Annotated in this window: 20 protein-coding genes; 13 read left to right on the top strand and 7 right to left on the bottom strand. The window is 38.3% G+C overall.

The annotated features are described in order from the left end of the window. Positions 1-240: 240 nt before the first annotated feature. The gene (locus RST01_RS02290) at positions 241-1,260 is read left to right on the top strand and encodes a C45 family autoproteolytic acyltransferase/hydrolase (protein ID WP_147193769.1); all 1,020 of its coding nucleotides are present in this window, start codon (positions 241-243) and stop codon (positions 1,258-1,260) included. Positions 1,261-1,439: 179 nt separating this feature from the next. Then, positions 1,440-3,056 carry a thiamine pyrophosphate-binding protein gene (locus tag RST01_RS02285; protein ID WP_147193767.1) on the top strand — a complete coding sequence of 539 codons (1,617 nt, stop codon included), beginning with the start codon at positions 1,440-1,442 and terminating at the stop codon, positions 3,054-3,056. A gap of 42 nt (positions 3,057-3,098) precedes the next feature. Here the strand turns inward: RST01_RS02285 and RST01_RS02280 are convergent, their stop codons facing one another. The 6 genes from RST01_RS02280 to RST01_RS02255 are packed head-to-tail and all read right to left on the bottom strand — an operon-like array spanning position 3,099 to position 7,556. After that, positions 3,099-3,551 (bottom strand): hypothetical protein, encoded by a 453-nt coding sequence (locus RST01_RS02280; protein ID WP_147193765.1) that lies wholly within the window; start codon positions 3,549-3,551, stop codon positions 3,099-3,101. Between the two features lie 33 nt (positions 3,552-3,584). Beyond that, positions 3,585-4,124: a GNAT family N-acetyltransferase gene (locus tag RST01_RS02275; RefSeq protein WP_147195074.1), complete on the bottom strand. Its 540-nt coding sequence runs from the start codon at positions 4,122-4,124 to the stop codon at positions 3,585-3,587. Between the two features lie 51 nt (positions 4,125-4,175). After that, positions 4,176-4,778, bottom strand: a complete 603-nt coding sequence (locus RST01_RS02270) for a response regulator transcription factor (protein ID WP_147193763.1) — start codon at positions 4,776-4,778, stop codon at positions 4,176-4,178. Further along, the gene (locus tag RST01_RS02265; protein ID WP_147193761.1) at positions 4,775-5,911 is read right to left on the bottom strand and encodes a sensor histidine kinase; all 1,137 of its coding nucleotides are present in this window, start codon (positions 5,909-5,911) and stop codon (positions 4,775-4,777) included. Before RST01_RS02265 ends, RST01_RS02270 begins: the two co-directional genes overlap by 4 nt. Then, positions 5,912-6,649, bottom strand: coding sequence for an ABC transporter permease (locus RST01_RS02260; protein WP_147193760.1), 738 nt, complete (start codon positions 6,647-6,649; stop codon positions 5,912-5,914). It abuts the gene before it with no gap. Between the two features lies 1 nt (position 6,650). Then, a complete protein-coding gene (locus RST01_RS02255; RefSeq protein WP_147193759.1) occupies positions 6,651-7,556 on the bottom strand; it encodes an ABC transporter ATP-binding protein in 906 nt (301 codons plus the stop codon). Between the two features lie 403 nt (positions 7,557-7,959). On the opposite strand from RST01_RS02255, the gene RST01_RS02250 reads away from it, so the two are divergent. The 3 genes from RST01_RS02250 to RST01_RS02240 are packed head-to-tail and all read left to right on the top strand — an operon-like array spanning position 7,960 to position 10,968. Then, on the top strand, positions 7,960-9,105 hold the full coding sequence (locus tag RST01_RS02250) for an acyl-CoA dehydrogenase family protein (RefSeq protein ID WP_147193757.1): 1,146 nt from the start codon (positions 7,960-7,962) through the stop codon (positions 9,103-9,105). Next, entirely contained in the window at positions 9,102-10,145 is a 1,044-nt protein-coding gene (locus RST01_RS02245) for an acyl-CoA dehydrogenase family protein (RefSeq protein WP_147193755.1), read from the top strand. Before RST01_RS02250 ends, RST01_RS02245 begins: the two co-directional genes overlap by 4 nt. Positions 10,146-10,158: 13 nt before the next feature. Next, complete coding sequence (locus RST01_RS02240) at positions 10,159-10,968, top strand: enoyl-CoA hydratase/isomerase family protein (RefSeq protein WP_147193753.1); 810 nt, start codon at positions 10,159-10,161, stop codon at positions 10,966-10,968. A gap of 35 nt (positions 10,969-11,003) precedes the next feature. Here the strand turns inward: RST01_RS02240 and RST01_RS02235 are convergent, their stop codons facing one another. Then, on the bottom strand, positions 11,004-12,386 hold the full coding sequence (locus tag RST01_RS02235; protein ID WP_147193751.1) for a glycine--tRNA ligase: 1,383 nt from the start codon (positions 12,384-12,386) through the stop codon (positions 11,004-11,006). Positions 12,387-12,702: 316 nt separating this feature from the next. On the opposite strand from RST01_RS02235, the gene ccpN reads away from it, so the two are divergent. The 8 genes from ccpN (at position 12,703) to RST01_RS02195 (ending at position 21,075) form a co-directional block, all read left to right on the top strand. Next, on the top strand, positions 12,703-13,341 hold the full coding sequence (gene ccpN, locus RST01_RS02230) for a transcriptional regulator CcpN (RefSeq protein WP_066786422.1): 639 nt from the start codon (positions 12,703-12,705) through the stop codon (positions 13,339-13,341). Between the two features lie 11 nt (positions 13,342-13,352). After that, on the top strand, positions 13,353-14,168 hold the full coding sequence (locus RST01_RS02225; protein ID WP_066786425.1) for a pyruvate, water dikinase regulatory protein: 816 nt from the start codon (positions 13,353-13,355) through the stop codon (positions 14,166-14,168). A 459-nt stretch (positions 14,169-14,627) separates the two neighbouring features. Further along, positions 14,628-16,445 (top strand): DNA primase, encoded by a 1,818-nt coding sequence (gene dnaG, locus RST01_RS02220; RefSeq protein ID WP_147193749.1) that lies wholly within the window; start codon positions 14,628-14,630, stop codon positions 16,443-16,445. A gap of 33 nt (positions 16,446-16,478) precedes the next feature. Next, positions 16,479-17,627 carry an RNA polymerase sigma factor RpoD gene (gene rpoD, locus RST01_RS02215; RefSeq protein ID WP_066786431.1) on the top strand — a complete coding sequence of 383 codons (1,149 nt, stop codon included), beginning with the start codon at positions 16,479-16,481 and terminating at the stop codon, positions 17,625-17,627. Positions 17,628-17,890: 263 nt separating this feature from the next. Then, a complete protein-coding gene (locus RST01_RS02210) occupies positions 17,891-18,454 on the top strand; it encodes a hypothetical protein (RefSeq protein ID WP_147193746.1) in 564 nt (187 codons plus the stop codon). 322 nt (positions 18,455-18,776) lie between these two features. Further along, positions 18,777-19,151: a cytochrome c550 gene (cccA, locus tag RST01_RS02205; protein ID WP_066786436.1), complete on the top strand. Its 375-nt coding sequence runs from the start codon at positions 18,777-18,779 to the stop codon at positions 19,149-19,151. 110 nt (positions 19,152-19,261) lie between these two features. Next, positions 19,262-19,960 carry a tRNA (adenine(22)-N(1))-methyltransferase gene (locus tag RST01_RS02200; RefSeq protein WP_147193744.1) on the top strand — a complete coding sequence of 233 codons (699 nt, stop codon included), beginning with the start codon at positions 19,262-19,264 and terminating at the stop codon, positions 19,958-19,960. Then, positions 19,957-21,075 (top strand): Nif3-like dinuclear metal center hexameric protein, encoded by a 1,119-nt coding sequence (locus RST01_RS02195; RefSeq protein WP_147193742.1) that lies wholly within the window; start codon positions 19,957-19,959, stop codon positions 21,073-21,075. Before RST01_RS02200 ends, RST01_RS02195 begins: the two co-directional genes overlap by 4 nt. The last annotated feature ends 28 nt before the right edge of the window (positions 21,076-21,103 follow it).

Raw genomic sequence — 21,103 nt, 5'->3', positions numbered from 1 at the left:
GGAAAAAGAAAAAATGAGTAGATAATGCCCCAGTCTTTTATAAGGCTGGGTTTTTTGTGAGGTAAATTATTTTAATTGATCTTTATTTACAATAGATACAAATAAAAAATGTCTAATAAAAGCAACTAATGGCAGGATTTATGGATATGGAAATAGTATCTTTCAATTAAGGAGTTGCACGCTAAGAGAGGATTAATTCTTTAATTATGCTCATAGAAAAATAATAGAGGTGTATAAGTAATGACAAATTTTGCTGTAGATATTCTTCAAGCAAGAGATAATTCGTTTAATATAGGAGTTCAATTGGCGAATTTCTTTAAAAATAACCCATCGATATTGAAGACCTTTGAAGTTATAACAAAGCCAGAGATTGATATTCCGAATATGAAATCGATCTATACCACTTTTGCGCCGCAGCTGCTTGAAGAATTAGAAGGGATTGCTCAAGGTTTGAACCTCTCCTTCCCAAAAGCAGCATCCTTATTTTCAGGTTATGATGTACCTAAAACAGAAGCAATGGGGTGTTCTGCCATCATAACAAAAGATTATTATGTTAGAAATTATGATTTTACGCCTGATTTATATGATGGCATTTTTAGTTTGGTTCAACCTGAAGGAACCTTTGCTTCTGCAGGATACAACCTTCAGGGACTGGGAAGACATGATGGTGTAAATCAGAAAGGTCTAGTCATAGGATTACATTTTGTGAGTAATAATGATTATACGGTGGGCATATCTCCATGGATTTCAATTCGAATGGTTTTGGATAGCTGTTCTACTACTGAAGAGGCAATTGAAATGCTAAAAGAGATACCACACTCAGCATGCTACAACTTTTCAATAGGAGATAAGAATGGAAGCTTAGCAGTAGTCGAAGCGAGTCCTTTGAATGTAAATATAAGACGAGAAGAATCTTTAATGTCATGTGAAAATCACTTTCGAACAATTGAAATGAAAAACCAAAATAGAGTTTCAATAGATGGTTCAATGAAACGGGAACAATACCTGAAGGGCTTTAAAGAAAAAGCTATTACACATGAAGAAATGTTTGAACAGTTTAAAGAAACTACATCACCATTGTTTTTCAGTGACTATGACAACTTATTTGGCACCCTTCATACTTTTTCGTATTCTTATGCCAATGCAAGGATCTTAACAACCATTGCCCAAAGCTCAGAGGTGCTGGATATTGACTTAAATGAATGGGTGAATGGAAAGAATATAGATCAGCATTTTCTAAAAGGAATAATCAAAGTATGATATACATCTGCATTACTAAAATGATGTTTATCCAAAGCAAAGATTATCCGTTTAACAGCAACATCCTCAAATAGATAGATGAGGGTTAACCAACGCTTTTTAGGGGAAGAAATAATATGAACAATAAGGGATAGCTACTTCAAGGCAAGTTAAAAAGATTTATCAAGGAGGTTCATGTTATGGGAGAAACTAAGCGTACAGTTGCGGAATTAATGCTTGATCAACTGTCTTTATTTGGCGTGAAACGAATTTATGGAGTTGTTGGAGATGCTAGTTTTGGTCTCATCGATGCACTGGCTAAGCAAGATAAAATAAAATTCATCGCGGTCAAACATGAGTCGACTGCTGCATTTATGGCTTCAGCCGAGGCGAAACTAACAGGGAAGCTTGGAGTATGTACAGCAACAATGGGGCCAGGAGCTACTAATCTGATGAATGGGCTAGGTGATGCTCATGCAGACAAAGCGCCTGTTCTGGCTATTACTGGTCAAGCACCTAGTAATAAAATAGGTACTGAGTTTCCACAATATATTGATCAGCAGGAGTTAATGAAGCCTTTCGCTTCTTATTCTGCTAATCTTACGAGTCCAGATGCCACGATAGAACTTCTACACAAAGCAGTACAAACATCACTCGGACAGCGGGTTGTAACTCATTTGTCTATACCGAAAGACATTTTCATGATGGTAGCCAAAGGTAAACCGCGTTCGTTGCCACAGGTTATAGAGGGCTCAGCCCACTTTACGAAAGAAAGCTTAGAACAGGCAACGGCCATCATGAAAACAGCTAAGCGTCCCATGATACTCGCAGGTGCTGGCGCTGCAAGTGCTTCAGAGGAGTTGGAGAAACTTGCAGATTTGTGGGGAGCGGGTATCCTAGCAAGCTTAGGAGGTAAAGGAGTTTTTGATGAATCTTCTCCGCATGTATTGCAAGGGATTGGTGAAGGTGGAAATCCTTATGCCTCTGATTTGTTTAAACAGGCAGACGTTGTACTTTTGGCTGGTACGACCTGGTGGCCGGAAGGATATATGCCAACTGATGCACGCATCGTTCACATCGATTGCCATTTCGATAAATTTGAAAAAGGCATTCCTGTCGAGCTAGGTATTATGGGCAAAACGGAAGAAGTTCTTCCTCTCTTAACAGAGAGCCTTCAAGGATTTTCCCGTTCTGAAGACTGGATAGCAAGCTGTCAGGAAATCAAAGAAAAATGGGCTCAGCTAAATGAGCAGGAAGGTAGCACAGAGGGGTATCCCTATCATCCATCTCGCATTATCCGTGCTCTTGACCGAACAGTAGCTGCGGATGCTGTCCTTGCACTTGATACGGGAGACAATACAGTATGGACTAACCGTAATTTTAAACAGAAGAATCAAACTGTTTTAGTTTCCGGTTACTGGCGCACGATGGGCTTTGGTCTTCCCGCAGCGATGGCAGCTAAGCTTATTAAACCAGAAAAACAAGTAGTTGCGATAGTAGGGGACGGCGGTCTCCAAATGGTCCTAGCAGATTTACTAACAGCTACCCGCTACAACTTAAATATTACAGTCATTGTCTTAAATAACGAGGCTCTGCAAATGGAGAGAGACAAACTTAAAGTTGCTGATAAGAAGGAAGTAGGGGTAGATTTAACAAATCCGGATTTTGTGAAAGTAGCAGAAGCTTGTGGTTGGAAGGGACTTCGTGCTGAATCAGAAACCGACTTAGAATCGCTTTTGGAAGAAGCGCTGAATACTAATGCTCCAACACTCGTAGATATCAGAACAGCCCAAGTCTTCTTCCCAGAAACAAATTAAAAAAGATGTGGTGATTGTATAGGCAGTCACCACATCTTTTTATTATTTTGTAATCATAAGATTTCCAACGTATTGAGCCATTCCTTTAGATGTATCAAGTTCAACTACTATCATATATTCGCCTTCTAATTTGGGTAAATAGAAGGTTTTATCTTCTTCAATTCCTAAAATAGTTTCTTTTTGGCCTTTCCAGATGGAAACTTCTATATTTTCAAGCTCATCATACCCATTCTCTATATTAAGTTCAAGTTTGCTTCCTTTTTTCACTAATATGGGCTCTTGCTTTCTTGCTAAAGCGAAAAGATTGTCTATTTTTTTGTTAAAAACATTGTCTTGGTACCATTTAATATTCGCCTCTGCTAATTTTTCTTTTGAAATAATAGCATTCGATGTTGAAAGTGAGACAGTGGGTGGAGAAAAGTCATAGCTTTCACCAAAACAACCTGTTAATAGAAAAATAGATAGCATCCCTATCATTATTTTAACCAAACGCATGCCTTATTTTCACTCCAATATTATGTTGGCTCACTATTTCCAGTCTGATTTAAGCAGACCGAAAACATAAAAATCCACAAAACCGTTTTTTAACAATTCTGCTTCCCTAATACATCCTTCCTTTGTAAAACCGAGTCGTTCGGGAATTGCGATACTCTTGTTATTTCCAGTAGCAGCCCGAATTTCAATTCGGTGTAAACCGTACTCTTCGAAACAGTATTGAATAACTGCCTGACATGCCTTGGTCATTAATCCCTTACCTTCAAAACTGCTTCCAAGCCAATAACCAATTGATGTAGATTTATTCGTCCAGTTGATTCCATGTAGACCAATTACGCCAGCAAGCTCATCTTTATACCAAATGCCTACCTGAAATCCATTGTTTTCGCTAAATTGTTTTAGTGTACCTTCAATAAAGGTTTTTGAGTCTTGTACTGTACGCGTAAACGCTACCCACGGTAACCACTTTTCTAAGCTTTCTCTTGATTGATCAGTAAGAGCAAAAAGTTCTTCTGCATGTCGAACTTCGAGTAAGCCTAATCTAATATCATTATTAACTGTATATGTAAACATACGTATTCCTCCATTCATTATGATCTTTTTGTTTTTTAGCTGAGAATTTTCTTATATCCATCCTTTTTGCTGAGCCATGCTGATGGCTTCAATACGATTTTTTGCTCCAAGCTTGTTAATGATCTCTGATATATAGTTGCGGATAGTGCCCGAAGATAAATAGAGGCTCGCAGAAATTTCATTTGCAGTCTTGCCTGCTGCTACTTGCCTAAGAACATCTTGTTCCCTAGCAGTCAGCGGGTTTGTTTCTGTCACACTTCCAAAAACCAATTCAGGTGCAAATTCGCGTTTGCCCTTCATAATATGGCGAATAGAATCTGCCAACTCATCGCTTGAGCTTTCCTTTAAAAAATAGCCATGAACATTTGCCTTTAAAGCACGCTCAAAATAACCAGGTCGAGCGAATGTAGTTAGGATAATAACTTTACAAGAAGAATCTAGTTGTTTCAGTTCCTCAGCAACATCAAGTCCGCTCTTAATTGGCATCTCAATATCTAGTAAACATACATCCGGTTTGAATGAATAGATAATACGCAGAGCTTCTTCACCATTTTCAGCTTGACCAACGACCTCGATATCTTCTTCCAAATCTAAAAGAGAACCAAGTGCACATCTTAGCATCCGTTGGTCCTCAGCAATTACAACTCGAATCACAAAGCGACCCCTTCTTTCAATTGTTTTACGATGATCGGAACTTGAAATGTTAACTCTGTTCCTAGTTGAGAGGAAGTAAGTATAAGCCTTCCCTCGATTAAAGAGAGCCTTTCCTCTATTCCTTTTAGTCCATTTCCTTTATTAATAGTGTTTGTAAGGCCAACCCCATCATCTATAATAGTTATTAGCACATGGCCAGCTACAGCTTTACTACTAATCTTACAATGACTTGCTTGACTGTGCTTTACAACATTTGTAACGCCTTCACGCAGGCACATACTTAAAATATTTTGCGTTAAAGAAGGCACATCTGGTAAATCTACATCACCTTCGACATATAGCTCAATACATGCCGCTGTAAGAATTAACTTTGCTTCATTTAATTCTTCTGCAACTGTAATTGCTCGCATATCTGTTACAAGTTCTCTAACTTGCTTTAAGGCTGAGCGAGATGTTCTTTCCATTTCTTTAGCTTCTAAGCGGGCTCTCTCGGGATTTTTCTCAATAAGCTTCCCGACTAATTCACTTTTTAATGTGAGTAGTGATAGAGTATGACCAAGTGTGTCGTGTAAATCGCGCGCAATACGAATTCTTTCTTCCCGTTTGATCAATTGTTGAATTTGCTCATTTGCTTCATTCAATTGTTCCTTTAAATTCCTCCGCTGGATCATAGACCGAATACCGAATGGGGAGGATAGCATAACGAGCAAATAAAGAAAAATAAAGATAAGACTAAACGAAACGGTAAAATATAAATAGAGCAGTGGTATGATTACAGCAAGACAAAGAGCAATATAAGCTCTGAAAAATTTCTTTTGTTCAGTATATGAGCCTATAAAGTAAGTAGAAAAAAATCCCAAGAATAGGAAATTGAAATCATAAACTAAACTCATGAAAAAAATAATAATTAACTGTAGTGCAAGCCAAGAGTCAAAAGACTTTTTTCCGGCTTTAAAATACATTTGCCTGTAAGACACTGCAAATATGAGAACGATAATTAATCCTAGAATTCGTTTAAGACCTATTTCATTTTGTATAACAAGAGTTGCAGGCATTCCCAAATATATTAAAAACACATAGGGGAACAATCCATATCTTTTAGGGAAAATCGAGAAGGTTTCTTTCTTTTTCATTTATATCGCTTCCTGTTTTTTTCTTACATATTTAGATAATATCACGAATAAGAAGAAATAACCCGACAAAATCAAAACGTTAAACCATTCAGGATATCTACCACTGATAATCTCCCAAGCACCGTTTCCTAAATTATATGAAGGCAACCATTTAGCGATTGCTTGCATTGTTCTAGGTAAAATTTCAATTGGCATCCACATACCACCCATAATTGCCAATGCCATGTAAAGGATATTACTAATACCGGAAGCTGTATCCACACGTTTCATCGTCCCAATTAAAGTGCCAAGTGCAAGGAATGGCAAAGAACCAGCCAAAATCCACAAACCACTCAAAAGCCATTCTTGGAATGATAAGGAAACACCATTAATTATTATGCCAGCCGCAAAGATTACCATGATGGATAGTATATGAATCACTGTTTGCGCCATCATTTTGGCAATAAAATAGCTATACTCTGAAAGAGGTGTAATACGCATAAAGCGGGACCAGCCTTCTGTCCGTTCCTGTACAAGCCGAATACCTAACGTCATAATGGAAGATCCCATAATACTAAAAATTGTCATCGACATTAAATAATGCTTGTGCCATTGTTGTTTATCATCTACGCCTGTATTAATGATTTTCGTAAAGAGAAAGTAAAAAAGAATAGGCATGGCAAGTGACCAAAAGACATAATAGGGATTTCTTAAAACTTTCAGTGTTTCAGCTTTTGTTTGCATCCACATGGCATACATATTATTGTGCCTCCTTGCTCAATGTTAATTGTTCAAATACCTCATCTAAACGCCCCTGTTTAATTTGAATTTCGCTAATTTCAGCGCTAGAGTTGGATTTAATTAAAGAGAATAAAACCGTATCTGTATCATTTGTAATTAAGTAAATCCTGCCCTCCTCTAGATAAACATCTTCTACATGTGGTAGAGATCTGAATTGGTCCAGCGTTAAATCAGTAGAAGCAAGAAACGAGACAGACTGTTTTGTTATTTTCTTTTTGATTTCACTAGGGTGCCCATCTGCAACCAGTTTGCCATCATGCAGAAGAAGTATCCTTTCTGCTACATCATCCGCTTCTTGCAAGTAATGTGTAGTGAAAATAATAGTTTTTCCTTTATCCTTTAAGATGCGAATTGTGTTCCAAAAATTTGCTCTAGCTTTAATGTCCATCCCCACAGTTGGTTCATCAAAAAATAATAAGTCTGGGTTTCCTGCAAGTGATAGTGCAAAATTGAGCATTCTCTTTTGGCCGCCCGACAACTTTTCTGCTCTTTGATTTAAAAGCTCTGTAGACATTCCGCTTAATTTAATCAATTCACTTAAAGATAAAGGATTCGAATAATAACTTCGAAACAATTCAAGGATCTCCTTTACCTTTAAACGATCAATTACACTAACTTCTTGCAGCATTGCCCCAATCCTTTCGCGAACCAGCTTTTCTTTCGGAGAATGAGTAAATAATTGCACTAATCCTAAAGATGGCTCTAAAAGGCCAAGCATTAACATAATTGTGGTTGATTTACCCGCTCCATTCGGCCCTAAAATAGCAACTATTTCTCCACTTTGTATGGAAAAAGAAACTTCATTCACTGCTTTTTGGTCTTTATAAGTTTTGGTTACATTGTAAAAAGTAACAACGTCATTCATCTTTTCACCCCCAACTGTTATATGTTCATTTTAATATGCTGCAGGAAACATCATTAGTCGTTTACGTCATGAAGAAAAATGACAAATGTCATGTATTGTGTTCCTAAACAGAGAAGACAACTGTTTTTATAACTCATTCGTCTCTGAAAATTATGAAATAAATTGTATATATGAAAATTCACAAACTGAACCTTAATTGGATTTACATCGCCTCAAAAAATATTACCTTGAATTTCATCATCATTCCTGAATAAACATAAGATGAATAGTTAGAAACTATCTTTAGACCCACCATTTAGACAAAATATTCAGAAAAAACTTCTTGTGTTAATAGGTGTTCCATTGTTACGATACGCATATAGATGTAAGGTGGCGTGAAAATCGGCAAAGGAGCATGATCAAGATGAAATTACCATCTTCACAATTTACGAAGGATCAAGAGAAATTCCGATTAGAAGTGCGTTCATTTTTACAAAAGGAATTGGCGAATAGAACATTCGAAACCGCGTGTGATTCATGGCTAAGCGGCTGTAATCCACAATTCTCTAAAAAAATTGCTGAACAGGGATGGATTGGGCTGACCTGGCCCCAAAAATACGGTGGGCAAGAAAGAAGTGCAATTGACCGCTATATTTTAACTGAAGAGTTTTTAGCGATTGGCGCTCCAGTTGCAGCTCATTGGATTGCGGATCGGCAAACAGGTCCTCTTTTATTGCGCTATGGAACAGAGGAGCAGCGAAGTTATTTCTTGCCTAGAATAACAAATGCAGAATGTTTTTTTGCAATTGGTTTAAGTGAGCCGAACAGCGGCTCTGATCTAGCATCTGTTAGCACAAATGCAAAAAAAGTAGAAGGCGGATGGCTGGTGAACGGCGCTAAGACATGGACGAGCAACGCGCATGACGCTCATTTTATGATTACTTTAGTGAGAACTGCTCCTTATAGCAAGGAATCTAAACATAGTGGACTCAGCCAAATGATTATAGATTTACATGATAAAGGTGTTAGCGTCAAACCTATAAAATATTTGACAGGGGAACATCACTTCAATGAAGTTTTTTTTGAAGATGTATTTGTTCCAGATAACCGTATAGTTGGAACAATCGGAGAAGGGTGGAAACAAGGACTTGCTGAATTAGCCTATGAAAGAAGTGGACCTGAGCGGATTCTTAGCACATTCCCGCTCCTTGAAGAAATATATTCGATTCTTAAGCAACAGCAAAATAAAGAAGCCATGAACAGGCTTACTGAGCTTGTCGCGAAGCTTTGGAGTCTACGAAATTTATCCCTCGGTGTTGCGAAAATGTTGGAACAAGGCGGTGAGGTGGCTGTACCTGCAGCTTTGGTCAAAGCAATGGGTACACAATTCGAGCAAAGCATTCCTGAAATGGTACGTCTTTTAACAGAGACATATCCAACAATGGATGCTCAAAAAATGTTAGATCGGTATATGGCTCAGTCTATTCTACATTCGCCAGGTTTCACTATTCGGGGAGGGACGACAGAAATACTATACGGCATCATTGCAAAGGATGTGATTAATGGATGAGCGAGATAAAAGAGCTGTTAGTAAAGACGATGGAAAAAATATTTAAAAAGCACATTACAAAAGAAACCGTAGATTTGATAGATGAAGGCCAATGGGCAGATGATGTGTGGGAAATATTGAAAGAGAATGGATTACTAGCTGCATGTATTTCTGAAAAAGCAGGCGGAGCAGGTGGTGATTTAGAGGATTTATTTTCACTTCTTAAGATAGGTGGCAAATATGCTGTGCCCATTCCCCTGATGGAGTATATTTTTTCGAATTATATACTGGAGAAGTTCCATCTTGCGCCAACCGATGAAATGATTACTTATAATTTATCTGATACACCAAATTGTACCTTATCCGAAAATGGGGAAGTTAGTGGAGCGTTTCCTCATGTAGCATGGGGCAGGTATGCTAGTAACCTTGTTACTATCGCTAAAGGCAGTGGAGGAAATTACCTAGTAAAAGTACCGTTAAAGGATGCTCTAGTTAAAGAGGGTGCCAATTTAGCTGGGGAGCCGCGCGACTATATAAAGTTAACGGCTATTCCTATCCTGGAAAAAAGCAGAATAATAGATTATGAACAGATAGAAGAAATGATTTTACTAGAAACAGCAGCAAAATGCGCTGTCATTGCAGGCACACTAGAAAAAATCTATGAATCAACCATCGAATATACAAAACAGCGGCAGCAATTTGGACGCTACATCCACCGCTTTCAGCTCATCCAGCATCATATAGCTCAGTTAGCCGGAGAAACAGTTATTGTTGATTCAGCTGTAGATAATATGATGGAGGCTTTAGTGGAAAAACGACATCGCCATGAAATTCCTCTTACAAGAATACGTATAGAAGAAGCTATTCGGACAGTATCCGCATCCGCTCATCAAGTGCACGGAGCAATCGGCGTCACGTATGAACACAACCTGCATCATTATACCCGCCGACTATGGTCTTACCGTGATGAAGGAAGAGGGCATCTTAAATGGAGCCAAAAACTATCAAGAGATTTACTACAATCAAATAATTCCATGTGGGAATTTTTAACGACATATTAGGGAGAGGTGTGGGATGGCAGATTTATTGTTTGAACAAAACGGCAACATTGCAACAATTACCTTAAATAGACCTGAAAGTATGAATGCATTTAGTGAAGAAATGATTCTGAAATGGATTGAAGCTCTAGAATTAGTGAGAGATTCTGAGGATATTCATGTGCTAATAGTTAAAGGCAATGGGCGGTGTTTTTGTGCAGGGGGTGATATTCAAGCGATGAAGGCGGGAGAGGGCTTCTTTGCGAGCAAGGAGGATATTACCTCTACGGCACTAGCACGGAAAAATTCACTTTGGAAAAAAATCCAACGCATACCTCTTATGTTGGAAGAGATTGATAAACCAGTGATAGCGCAAATACATGGCTTTGCAATGGGCGCAGGGCTTGATATGGCATTAATGTGTGATATTCGTATTGTAGCAGAATCAACAAAGCTTTCAGAAAGCTATATCAACGTTGGTATAGTACCAGGAGATGGAGGAGCTTACTATTTACCTAGAATCGTTGGGGTTGATCAAGCGCTGGATTTATTATGGACGGGTCGCATACTTTCAGCACAGGATGCAAAGGAAAAAGGGCTTGTCACATATGTTGTAAAAGATACTGACTTAGAAGAATTTACGAACGACTATGCAATGAAATTGGCAGGTAAATCTAAGGTAGTCGTTCAAATGATCAAAAGAGCTGTCTATCAAAGTCAAACAATGAGTTTGCGCTCTTCACTAGACTATATATCATCGCAAATGGGTATTGTAACTGAACTTCCAGATTTTAAAGAAGGTGTAAGGGCAGTTGCGGAAAAAAGAAATCCGCAATTTAATAAATAAAAAAAGAGATGTGCAATAAGCACATCTCCTTTTTATTAGAATACAAGGTGTTTTTCGATATAAGCTTGAACATCGGCGATTGGCATACGAACTTGTTCCATTGAATCACGATGGCGGACTGTAACTTGACCATCTTCCACTGAATCAAAGTCATACGTGATACAGAATGGAGTACCGATTTCATCTTGACGACGGTATCGTTTACCAATTGATTGAGATTCATCATAATCAACAGGGAATGCCTTGCGTAATTCTGCCCATACATCTGAAGCTTTGTCACCCAATTTTTTAGAAAGCGGCAATACGGCTGCTTTAAAAGGTGCTAGAGCAGGGTGGAAGCGAAGAACAGTACGTGAATCGCCACCTTCTAACTCTTCCTCCTCGTAAGCGTCACATAAAAATGCAAGTGTCACACGGTCAGCACCTAGTGATGGCTCGATGCAATAAGGTACAAAGCGTTCATTTGTAGCAGGATCTATATAAGTGAAATCTTCACTTGAATGTTCTGCATGGCGTTTTAAGTCGAAGTCAGTACGAGATGCTACACCCCATAGTTCGCCCCAGCCAAATGGGAATTTAAACTCAATATCAGTTGTTGCATTAGAGTAGTGTGAAAGTTCTTCTTCATCGTGGTCACGAAGACGCATAGATTCTTCATGCATAGCCAAATTTAATAGGAAGTTTTTGCAGAACTCTTTCCAATAAGCATGCCACTCTAACTCTGTGCCAGGCTTGCAGAAAAACTCAAGTTCCATTTGTTCAAACTCACGTGTTCTGAATGTAAAGTTACCTGGTGTAATTTCATTACGGAATGATTTACCGACTTGCGCAATACCGAATGGTACACGTTTTCTCATAGAACGTTGAACGTTTTTAAAGTTAACGAAAATACCTTGGGCAGTTTCTGGACGAAGGAAGATTTCATTAGTAGAGTCCTCAGTTACACCTTGGAATGTTTTAAACATAAGGTTAAATTGGCGAATCTCAGTAAAATCTTGTGCGCCGCAATCTGGGCAATGTACATCATATTTTTTCATGACTTCCGCCATTTTGTCGAACGGCATACCATCTACAACAATTTCTTCACCTTGTGCTAATGCAGCATCTTCAATCAATTTATCTGCTCGATGGCGAGACTTACACTTTTTGCAATCGACCATTGGATCGTTAAAGTTACCAACATGGCCAGAAGCAACCCAAGTTTTAGGATTCATTAAGATTGCTGCGTCTAATCCTACGTTATACTCAGATTCTTGTACAAATTTTAGCCACCAAGCTTTTTTTACGTTGTTTTTTAGCTCAACGCCTAGTGGACCGTAATCCCATGTGTTCGCTAAACCACCGTAAATTTCTGATCCTGGGAAGACAAAGCCGCGATGTTTCGCTAAAGATACGATACTTTCCATTGTTTTTGCCATTCTAAACCCTCCAATAAAATAATAAAAAGCACCCGTCTCCGGGCACATATTTGTACCCGGGGACGAGTGCTATACCCGCGGTTCCACCCCGATTGATTACCTGAGTAATCCACTTTAAAAAGTTAGCTCCCGGCTGCCTTTTTCTGATTTCGTGTAGACTTTCACCATCTCTACTCGCTTGTCAAGATGAAATCATACTTATTGACCGTTCATCGCTTTATTATGAAGACAATTGTACCACGTGATTCTTTTCTTAGCAATAAGAATGAAAGTAGTATATAATTATTAGGTATTGAGTATAACACTTTTTGAGGCGGTGAGTCCAATAGAGCTCAACAAACGTCAGGAAGAAATCTTAGAAATTGTCAAAGAAAATGGCCCGATTACAGGAGAGCATATCGCTGAGCGTCTATCATTGACACGCGCTACCTTAAGGCCTGATTTAGCGATTTTGACAATGGCTGGTTTCTTAGATGCAAGACCCCGAGTAGGGTATTTTTATTCTGGCAAAAAATCCAATCAAGCTGTAGTTGACAGTATGACTAATATGAAGGTGAAAGATTTCCAGTCTATACCGGTAGTGATTTCAGAAAATGTTTCTGTTTATGATGCTATTTGTCAGATGTTTTTAGAAGATGTGGGCACGTTATTTGTCGTGGATCCAAATTCTTATTTGACAGGTGTACTTTCTAGAAAAGATTTGCTTCGCACAAGTATAGGCAGCCAAGATTTAAACCATATTCCAGTACATATTATTATGACAAGGATGCCGAATATAGCCTATTGTTTTAAATCAGATGGTTTAATACAGGCGGCCCACAAGCTAATTGAAAGACAAATAGACGCATTACCCGTTGTGGTGCAACACCCAGATGGCCTGGAAGTTGTTGGTCGTTTAACAAAAACAAATATAACGCGTGCATTTTTATCGCTCGCAGAAAATCATGATTTGTGAGGTGATAAACCATGAATAATATATCTGTTTTTATTATATCGGATTCTATAGGAGAGACGGGAGATTTAGTTACGAAAGCGGCTATCAGCCAATTTAGACCAGGCATGCAAGATACTAAAATCCAACGCTTTCCACACGTAGAGAGTATTGAACAGTTAAAGGAAATTGTGCTTCTGGCAGATCAACAGGGAGCTATGATAGTTTATACATTGGTGAAAGAAGTAATGCGCGATTATTTGCATAAGAGCTGCAGTGCAAATGGGATTCCTGCGGTAGACTTAATGGGTCCCATGATGGAAATGCTACAAAATACGTTGCAAATTGAACCAATTGAAGAACCGGGTTTAGTTCGAAAACTGGATGACGATTACTTTAAAAAAATTGAAGCGATTGAATTTGCTGTTAAGTATGATGATGGTCGAGATCCTAGAGGTTTACTAAAGGCTGATATCGTTTTAGTCGGCGTCTCGCGCACGTCTAAGACACCACTTTCGCAATTTTTGGCACATAAGCGTTTTAAAGTGGCAAATGTCCCGCTTGTTCCGGAAGTAGAACCACCAGAAGAACTCTTTTCGGTCGATCCAAAAAAATGTTTTGGACTCGTTATCTCTCCGGATAAGTTAAATAATATTCGAAAAGAACGTTTAATTGCTTTAGGGCTAAATGATGATGCCAATTATGCTCGTCTCGAACGTATTAATGAAGAAATCGTCCATTTCAAAAAAGTAGTGGGCAGAATTGGTTGCCAGGTAATTGATGTCACCAATAAAGCGGTCGAAGAAACAGCAAATGATATATTGCACCGTATCCAAATCTCTAATCAATAATGGTTGGAGATTCTTCTTTCTATTCAAAAGGTAATTGAAAAGAAAGTTGACTTGCTTTAGAATCCACAAATATACTCAACCTCCATATTTGAGGTGTAAAGCCTTCATATTCCAGAAGGTTTTTTTGTTTGCTTAATAAAAATATCAAAATTGTGGTAGAATTTCCGAAACAAATGTTTTATAATAAAAAATTGTGGTAAAAATAATTAATGAGATTTTGTCAATACTAAAGTAAATAAAATAATGCCTCATTTATTGGGTAGAAATTATCTTCTACTTGTTGAATGAACAATTTAACTTTTGCGAGCACTTATTCCACACCTAAATTCCTAATCTTTTCCTTTTAAAGACTATTGCCTTTGAATAAAGGTTAAAAATTTTATTTTTTTGTCGAAAAATGAAGGAATTTATAATGATAATCTCGAATTGGTTATTTGAACAAAAAAAGATGGTGATGGAATGGCACAAAAAATACCAGAAGAGATTATTGAAGAGATCCGTACAAAGGTAGATATTGTCGATGTTGTATCAGACTATGTCCAGTTGACCAAACGGGGACGAAACTATTTTGGTTTATGTCCGTTCCATGGAGAACAGACACCTTCTTTTTCCGTATCAACAGATAAGCAAATATTCCATTGCTTCGGCTGTGGAGCTGGCGGCAGTGCCATAACATTTTTAATGGATATTGAAAATCTTACCTTTCAAGAAGCTACAGCTAAGCTTGGTGAGCAAGTAGGTATCCATGTTGATGTATCTTCTTCACATGATCATCATGTATCTTCTGCAACGCCGGAAGAGGAAAGAATGAAAGAGGCTCATGCCTTTGCAGCAGAATATTATCAACATTTGCTTATTCATACAGAAGAAGGTGAAGAAGGGCTTTCCTATTTACAACAACGAGGATTTTCAAAAGAGGAGATAGAATCTAATGGCATTGGTTTCTCTTTGCCACATTGGGATTCATTAACTCAACTTTTAGCGAGAAAAGGCTTTAGCTTAGACGAAATGGAACAAAGCGGATTAATTATCAAACGTGAGGACGGATCAGGTTACTTTGACCGTTTCAGAGGCCGTGTGATGTTCCCTATTCGTGATGAGCAAGGAAAAATTATCGCATTCTCTGGCCGAATTTTAGATAGCGGTGGTGAGGATGCAAAGTACTTAAATAGCCCTGAATCGCCTATTTTTCATAAAGGACAAGTGCTCTATAACTTAGATCAGGCTAGACCTATTATAAGGAAAGAACGCAAAGTTGTCCTGTTTGAAGGTTTTATGGACGTGCTATCAGCCAAAAGAGCGGAAGTCTTTAATGGAGTGGCCTCTATGGGTACAGCTCTAACAACGCAACATTTGGCAAAGATTAAACGTCTAACTGATCACATAATTGTTTGCTATGACGGTGATAAAGCCGGCTGGGAAGCGGCGAAGAAAGCAGCGGAAATGCTCCATGCTGAAAAACTCAATGTTGAAGTCGCCCTTTTGCCTACAGGTTTAGATCCGGATGAATATATACAGCAATTTGGTCCAGATGCTTTTAAGGAAAAAGTAATAAGCGAGCCGCAAAGCTATGTTGCCTTCATGTTAATGCATGCAAGGCGCAATAAGAATTTTCAATACCAAAACGACATATTGCAATATGTCGATGAGGCACTGAACTTTTTAATAGAAGGAATATCGCCCATTGAAAAAGAATTATATATTAAACAGATTTCGATGGATACGAATATATCCTCTGAGACTTTAGAAATGCAATTGCGGCAAAAAGAAGCTCAGGTAGTTAAAAGTTCACAGCATCAAAAGCAACAAATACAGCCTTTAATGCAGCCAACTCTTCAAAAACCCATTACAGCAACAGATAGAGCAGAGCGTTTATTGCTTTCGCATATGCTCCATAACATTGATATAGTGGATCGAATTCGCCAAGAAGAGGATGAGAATCCTTTTGTACGGGAAGATTATATGGCGATATATATACACTTAATAGGGTTTTATGAAGAATATGAACAAGCGGATTATAAGCGTTTCGCTGAAGTTATCAATGACAGAGAGCTTAGAAAGATTATAATGGAAGCGGCTCTTGTCGAGCGTGATCCGAATCATGCGGATGAAGAAATTGCAGATTGCCGGGCGCATTTAAAGAAATTTAGAATTAAACAACAAATTCATGATAAAACTTCGGCAATTAAAGAAGCTGAAAAAATGCACGATATCAAAGGTGCTATGGAGCTTTCAAAAGAAGTTTTTGATTTAATGAAATCACTTTCTCGTATGTAAGTTGATTGTGATTGGCAGAAGGAGGAAACACCTATGGCGGACAAGTCTAAACGTTCAAATGACGAAAAAGAAGTAAAAGAATTGGATTTAGAACATACATTAGAAGAAACCAAAAAAATCTTGCTTGAAACAGGTAAAAAAAATGGTGAATTAACTTATGCAGAAATTGCTGATAAGCTGCAAACATATGAAATGGAAGCAGATCAGGTAGAAGAATTCATCGACAAGCTCGAATCGAATGGTATCGAACTAGGCGGAAAAGACGGAGACGAAGAGAATCTTGATCGCTTGCTAAAAGGAAATGCCGAAGAAGAAACGTTTGACTTGAATGATTTAAGTGTTCCTCCAGGCGTAAAAATAAATGACCCTGTTCGAATGTATTTAAAAGAAATTGGACGAGTTGACTTATTAAGCGCGAAAGAGGAAATTGCTTTAGCTGAACGTATTGAACAAGGCGATGATGAAGCGCGCAAACGGTTGGCAGAAGCTAACTTAAGGTTAGTAGTAAGTATTGCCAAAAGATATGTTGGTCGCGGAATGCTTTTCTTAGATCTTATACAAGAAGGAAATATGGGCTTAATCAAAGCAGTAGAAAAATTCGACTACCGTAAAGGATTCAAATTCTCTACGTACGCTACATGGTGGATTCGCCAAGCGATTACACGTGCAATAGCCGACCAAGCTCGTACTATTCGTATTCCAGTGCACATGGTAGAGACTATCAACAAATTGATTCGTGTGCAACGCCAGCTACTTCAAGATTTAGGGCGCGAACCAACACCTGAAGAAATTGGTGAAGAGATGGATTTAACACCAGAAAAAGTGCGTGAAATCTTGAAAATCGCCCAAGAGCCTGTTTCACTTGAAACACCAATCGGCGAAGAAGATGATTCTCATTTAGGCGATTTCATCGAAGATTCAGAAGCGCAATCGCCATCTGATCATGCGGCATATGAGCTTTTAAAAGAGCAGTTAGAAGATGTATTAGATACATTGACAGACCGAGAAGAGAATGTCCTTCGCCTTCGTTTCGGTTTAGATGACGGCCGTACTCGTACACTAGAAGAAGTAGGTAAAGTCTTCGGTGTAACAAGAGAACGTATCAGACAAATTGAAGCGAAAGCGCTAAGAAAATTGCGCCATCCTTCACGCAGTAAGCGATTAAAAGATTTCTTAGAATAACAGTGGGCACCTGATTGTTAATCAATCAGACGTTTACAGGAGAAATTCTCTAAATCATCTTTCTTATACAGTAAGATTTAAATCATAGTATAAAATCAGACCCTGATTATCAAAGCTATACAGGCAGCTTGGCTCAACTATTTCTTCAAGGGAGAGCACATAGAGAAGTTGTCCGTGAGTGCAATAATTAAAAGGCACCTATTTAATTAGGTGCCTTTTTTAAAGGTGAAAATCAAAGAGCTTAACAAGTTCGAGGTGAATGGATGAATAGTCAAAAAAAAGAAGTCATATTAAGCGAGATTGCGTTTTGGAAAGAAAATAAGCTGTTGCCAGAGCAATACTGTGATTTTCTCACAACTCTCTACACAGCTGGAGAAGATAGCAAGGATACCTCTATGGATGAAGTAAGCGCATCCACTTCCATATTAGCCAAAGGCTCAGGAAAAACGATTTGGAAAAAAAGCCTAACAATAGCGGGTACCCTTTTATTATTGATTGCACTTTTTTATTTACAAGCGCCTCTCGTTTTTATTCCGCTTGCCATTAGTATTGCAGCTATCATTGGGATCATTATATTGATTTTTCGGTTGTCTCCTAATAGAGCCATTAGTACAACATTTGCATACGCAACAATCGCTCTTCTGCTCTTTGGGATATCGATAAAAGGAGCAAATATTTTCTTTGAAGGCCAATCAATGGTGTTATATGGTGTTTTGATAGGGAATTGTGTTCTATGGATTATCTCTGGTATATGGTTACGCTTAGTTTATTTCCTTATTTCAGGTGGGTTAGGCCTTTTAGTTTTAATTATTTATTATTTCATATAGTAATAGAAACTAGAAAATCTGTGTGACTTTAAAATTGGATTAGGAAGCATAACGATGAATAAAGTGTAGAAAATAAGGATGTAGGAGTATGACCATTGAAATGGCTTTCCTACAAAATAGGACAGAGAAATGGACGAAGGTGATACTAATAAGAGAAAATGCAAGAAAAATTTATTTTTTTTGTGTCAAATATGGCAATTTTGTCACAAACGATTGAAAACTTCTTCAGAAGGTCTTTCCGTTTCTTGCGGAATGAAGTACAATATTAAGTGTTGACTGATTCTATTTATAGAAATAGATTGAACTTATGAGGGAGGGTAAATTGATGAAAAATCCTATTATTCCGTATATCTTAATCATGGCTTTTGGCTTAGGTTTAATCTTCTTCATGTCTATTGACGGAGCAGATAAAAAAGCTGAAATCGCTAAAGGCGGAGACAAAGAAAAAACTGAACAAACAGAAGGCAAATCAGCTTCAGGCGAAGCAGATCCTGAAGCAATTGCTCAACAAAAATGTATCTCTTGCCACGGAGACAACCTTAAAGGTAATGTAGGTCCTAACTTACATGGCACAGGTTTATCTGAAGCAGAAGTTAAAGACATCTTAACTAAAGGTAAAGGCGGCGGCATGCCAGCTGGTTTAGTTCAAGGCGCTGAACTTGATGCAATGGCAAAATATATCTCTGGATTAAAATAATTAATTCTCGACTATTTTGCAAACCCTTATCCAACGTGGATAAGGGTTTTTTTGCATACAAATACTATCTATTATCAGTTACAATATAAGATGAAAGGACGGGACTTTATATGAATGCTCAAAAATTATCCAAACGGCTTCAAACAGTAGCCTCTTTTGTACCAGAGAAAGCCATTGTGGCTGATATAGGGAGTGACCATGCTTATTTGCCGTGTTACTTAGTGTTGCAGGGGGTTATACATAGAGCCATTGCTGGTGAAGTGGTGAAAGGCCCTTATGAATCCGCATGCAACGAAGTAAGAAAAGAACAATTGCAAGAAAGTATTGCTGTTCGATTTGCTGATGGCCTACAAGCTATAGAAAAAGAGGATGGCGTCACAGCTATTACAATTGCAGGTATGGGAGGTCCGCTAATTGCTTCCATATTAGAAAAAGATGCTGAACGTTTGCAGGGAGTAGAGCGCCTGATCCTCCAGCCGAATATTCATGCGATAGCTATTCGTGAATGGGCAATGGCAAATGGCTGGAAGATTATAAATGAGGAAATACTGAAGGAAGACGAAAAAATCTATGAAGTGCTTGTTCTAGAACGAGGAGAAGAATCGTTAAACACAGTACAATTACTATTAGGCCCCGTACTCTATAAAGAGAAAAATGCTGTCTTTAAAGAGAAGTGGCAACATGAAATAAATCAATGGCTACAAGTACTAGAAGCATTAAAACAAGCAGAACCAACTACAGCTATTGCAGAGAAAGAAAGAGAACTTCAACAGAAAATAGAACTGGTCAAGGAGGTTTTGAAAGATTGAAAGTAGCGAATGGGCAACAAATCATTAGTATTTTTGAAACATGGTCTCCTAAAAAGTTAGCTGCAATGGAAGGTGATCCCATTGGCTTAGCTATTGGCACCTTAAATAAGCCAATAAAAAAAGTATTGGTCACTTTGGATGTGAATACACAAGTGGTTGATGAGGCAATTGAAAATCAATGTGAATTAATTATTGCACACCATCCGCCTATCTTCCGAAAATTAGCGAATATGCGCACTGATTCGCCACAGGGCCAACTGATAGAAAAATGCATCAAGCATGATATTGCAGTCTATGCAGCACATACGAATCTTGATGTAGCAGAAGGCGGAGTAAACGATTTATTAGCAGAAGCCTTACAATTAGAAAACTGTGAAACCCTTGTGCCAACATATACGGAAAGATTGTATAAGCTAGCGGTCTATATACCAACTGATTATGCTGAAGCATTAAGACAAGCGCTAGCAGGAGCTGGGGCTGGTCAAATTGGCGACTATGACTCCTGTAGTTATACCCTTGAAGGTGAAGGCAGATATAGAGCGCAAGAAGGTGCTAATCCATTTGCAGGAAAACTCGGTAAGCTTCATATAGAGGAAGAAGTGAAGATTGAAGTCGTGGTCCCAGAAGGCAAGAAAAATAAAGTCCTACGTGCGATGCTGAATGCTCATCCATATGAAGAGCCAGCGTATGATTTGTTTGTTCTTGAGACACCTGCTAAAGAAATGGGGCTTGGTCGGATTGGTACGATTCATCCAATGACCTTGCAAGACTTTGCAGAACATGTAAAAGCAAAACTGAAGGTAAAAGCTGTTCGTGTAGTTGGTGATTTATCTTCAAATATTTCAAAAGTAGCAGTGCTCGGTGGCGATGGCAACAAATATATTTATGATGCGAAACGAGCAGGTGCAGATGTCTTTGTAACAGGTGACTTGTATTTCCATGTTGCACAAGATGCAGAAAACTTAGGCCTCCACGTGGTTGACCCTGGGCACCATGTAGAATCGATCATGAAAATAGGTGTTTCAAAAAAGATGGACGAACTATGCAAAGAGCAAAAAATTGATTGCACATTTATCCCTTCAAAACTCTCTACTGAGCCATTTCAATTTATTTAAACCAGTTAAGACTCAAATGAACATGGAA

The organism is Rummeliibacillus stabekisii (genome assembly GCF_007988965.1).
GTDB lineage: Bacteria > Bacillota > Bacilli > Bacillales_A > Planococcaceae > Rummeliibacillus > Rummeliibacillus stabekisii.
This window is presented reverse-complemented; position numbering and strand designations above follow the sequence as displayed.

Coding starts and splice junctions, on each gene's coding strand:
- RST01_RS02290 (WP_147193769.1), top strand. CDS start 241: ATGACAAATTTTGCTGTAGATATTCTTCAAGCAAGAGATAATTCGTTT.
- RST01_RS02285 (WP_147193767.1), top strand. CDS start 1,440: ATGGGAGAAACTAAGCGTACAGTTGCGGAATTAATGCTTGATCAACTG.
- RST01_RS02280 (WP_147193765.1), bottom strand. CDS start 3,551: ATGCGTTTGGTTAAAATAATGATAGGGATGCTATCTATTTTTCTATTA.
- RST01_RS02275 (WP_147195074.1), bottom strand. CDS start 4,124: ATGTTTACATATACAGTTAATAATGATATTAGATTAGGCTTACTCGAA.
- RST01_RS02265 (WP_147193761.1), bottom strand. CDS start 5,911: ATGAAAAAGAAAGAAACCTTCTCGATTTTCCCTAAAAGATATGGATTG.
- RST01_RS02260 (WP_147193760.1), bottom strand. CDS start 6,649: ATGTATGCCATGTGGATGCAAACAAAAGCTGAAACACTGAAAGTTTTA.
- RST01_RS02255 (WP_147193759.1), bottom strand. CDS start 7,556: ATGAATGACGTTGTTACTTTTTACAATGTAACCAAAACTTATAAAGAC.
- RST01_RS02250 (WP_147193757.1), top strand. CDS start 7,960: ATGAAATTACCATCTTCACAATTTACGAAGGATCAAGAGAAATTCCGA.
- RST01_RS02245 (WP_147193755.1), top strand. CDS start 9,102: ATGAGCGAGATAAAAGAGCTGTTAGTAAAGACGATGGAAAAAATATTT.
- RST01_RS02240 (WP_147193753.1), top strand. CDS start 10,159: ATGGCAGATTTATTGTTTGAACAAAACGGCAACATTGCAACAATTACC.
- RST01_RS02235 (WP_147193751.1), bottom strand. CDS start 12,386: ATGGCAAAAACAATGGAAAGTATCGTATCTTTAGCGAAACATCGCGGC.
- RST01_RS02225 (WP_066786425.1), top strand. CDS start 13,353: ATGAATAATATATCTGTTTTTATTATATCGGATTCTATAGGAGAGACG.
- dnaG (WP_147193749.1), top strand. CDS start 14,628: ATGGCACAAAAAATACCAGAAGAGATTATTGAAGAGATCCGTACAAAG.
- rpoD (WP_066786431.1), top strand. CDS start 16,479: ATGGCGGACAAGTCTAAACGTTCAAATGACGAAAAAGAAGTAAAAGAA.
- RST01_RS02210 (WP_147193746.1), top strand. CDS start 17,891: ATGAATAGTCAAAAAAAAGAAGTCATATTAAGCGAGATTGCGTTTTGG.
- RST01_RS02200 (WP_147193744.1), top strand. CDS start 19,262: ATGAATGCTCAAAAATTATCCAAACGGCTTCAAACAGTAGCCTCTTTT.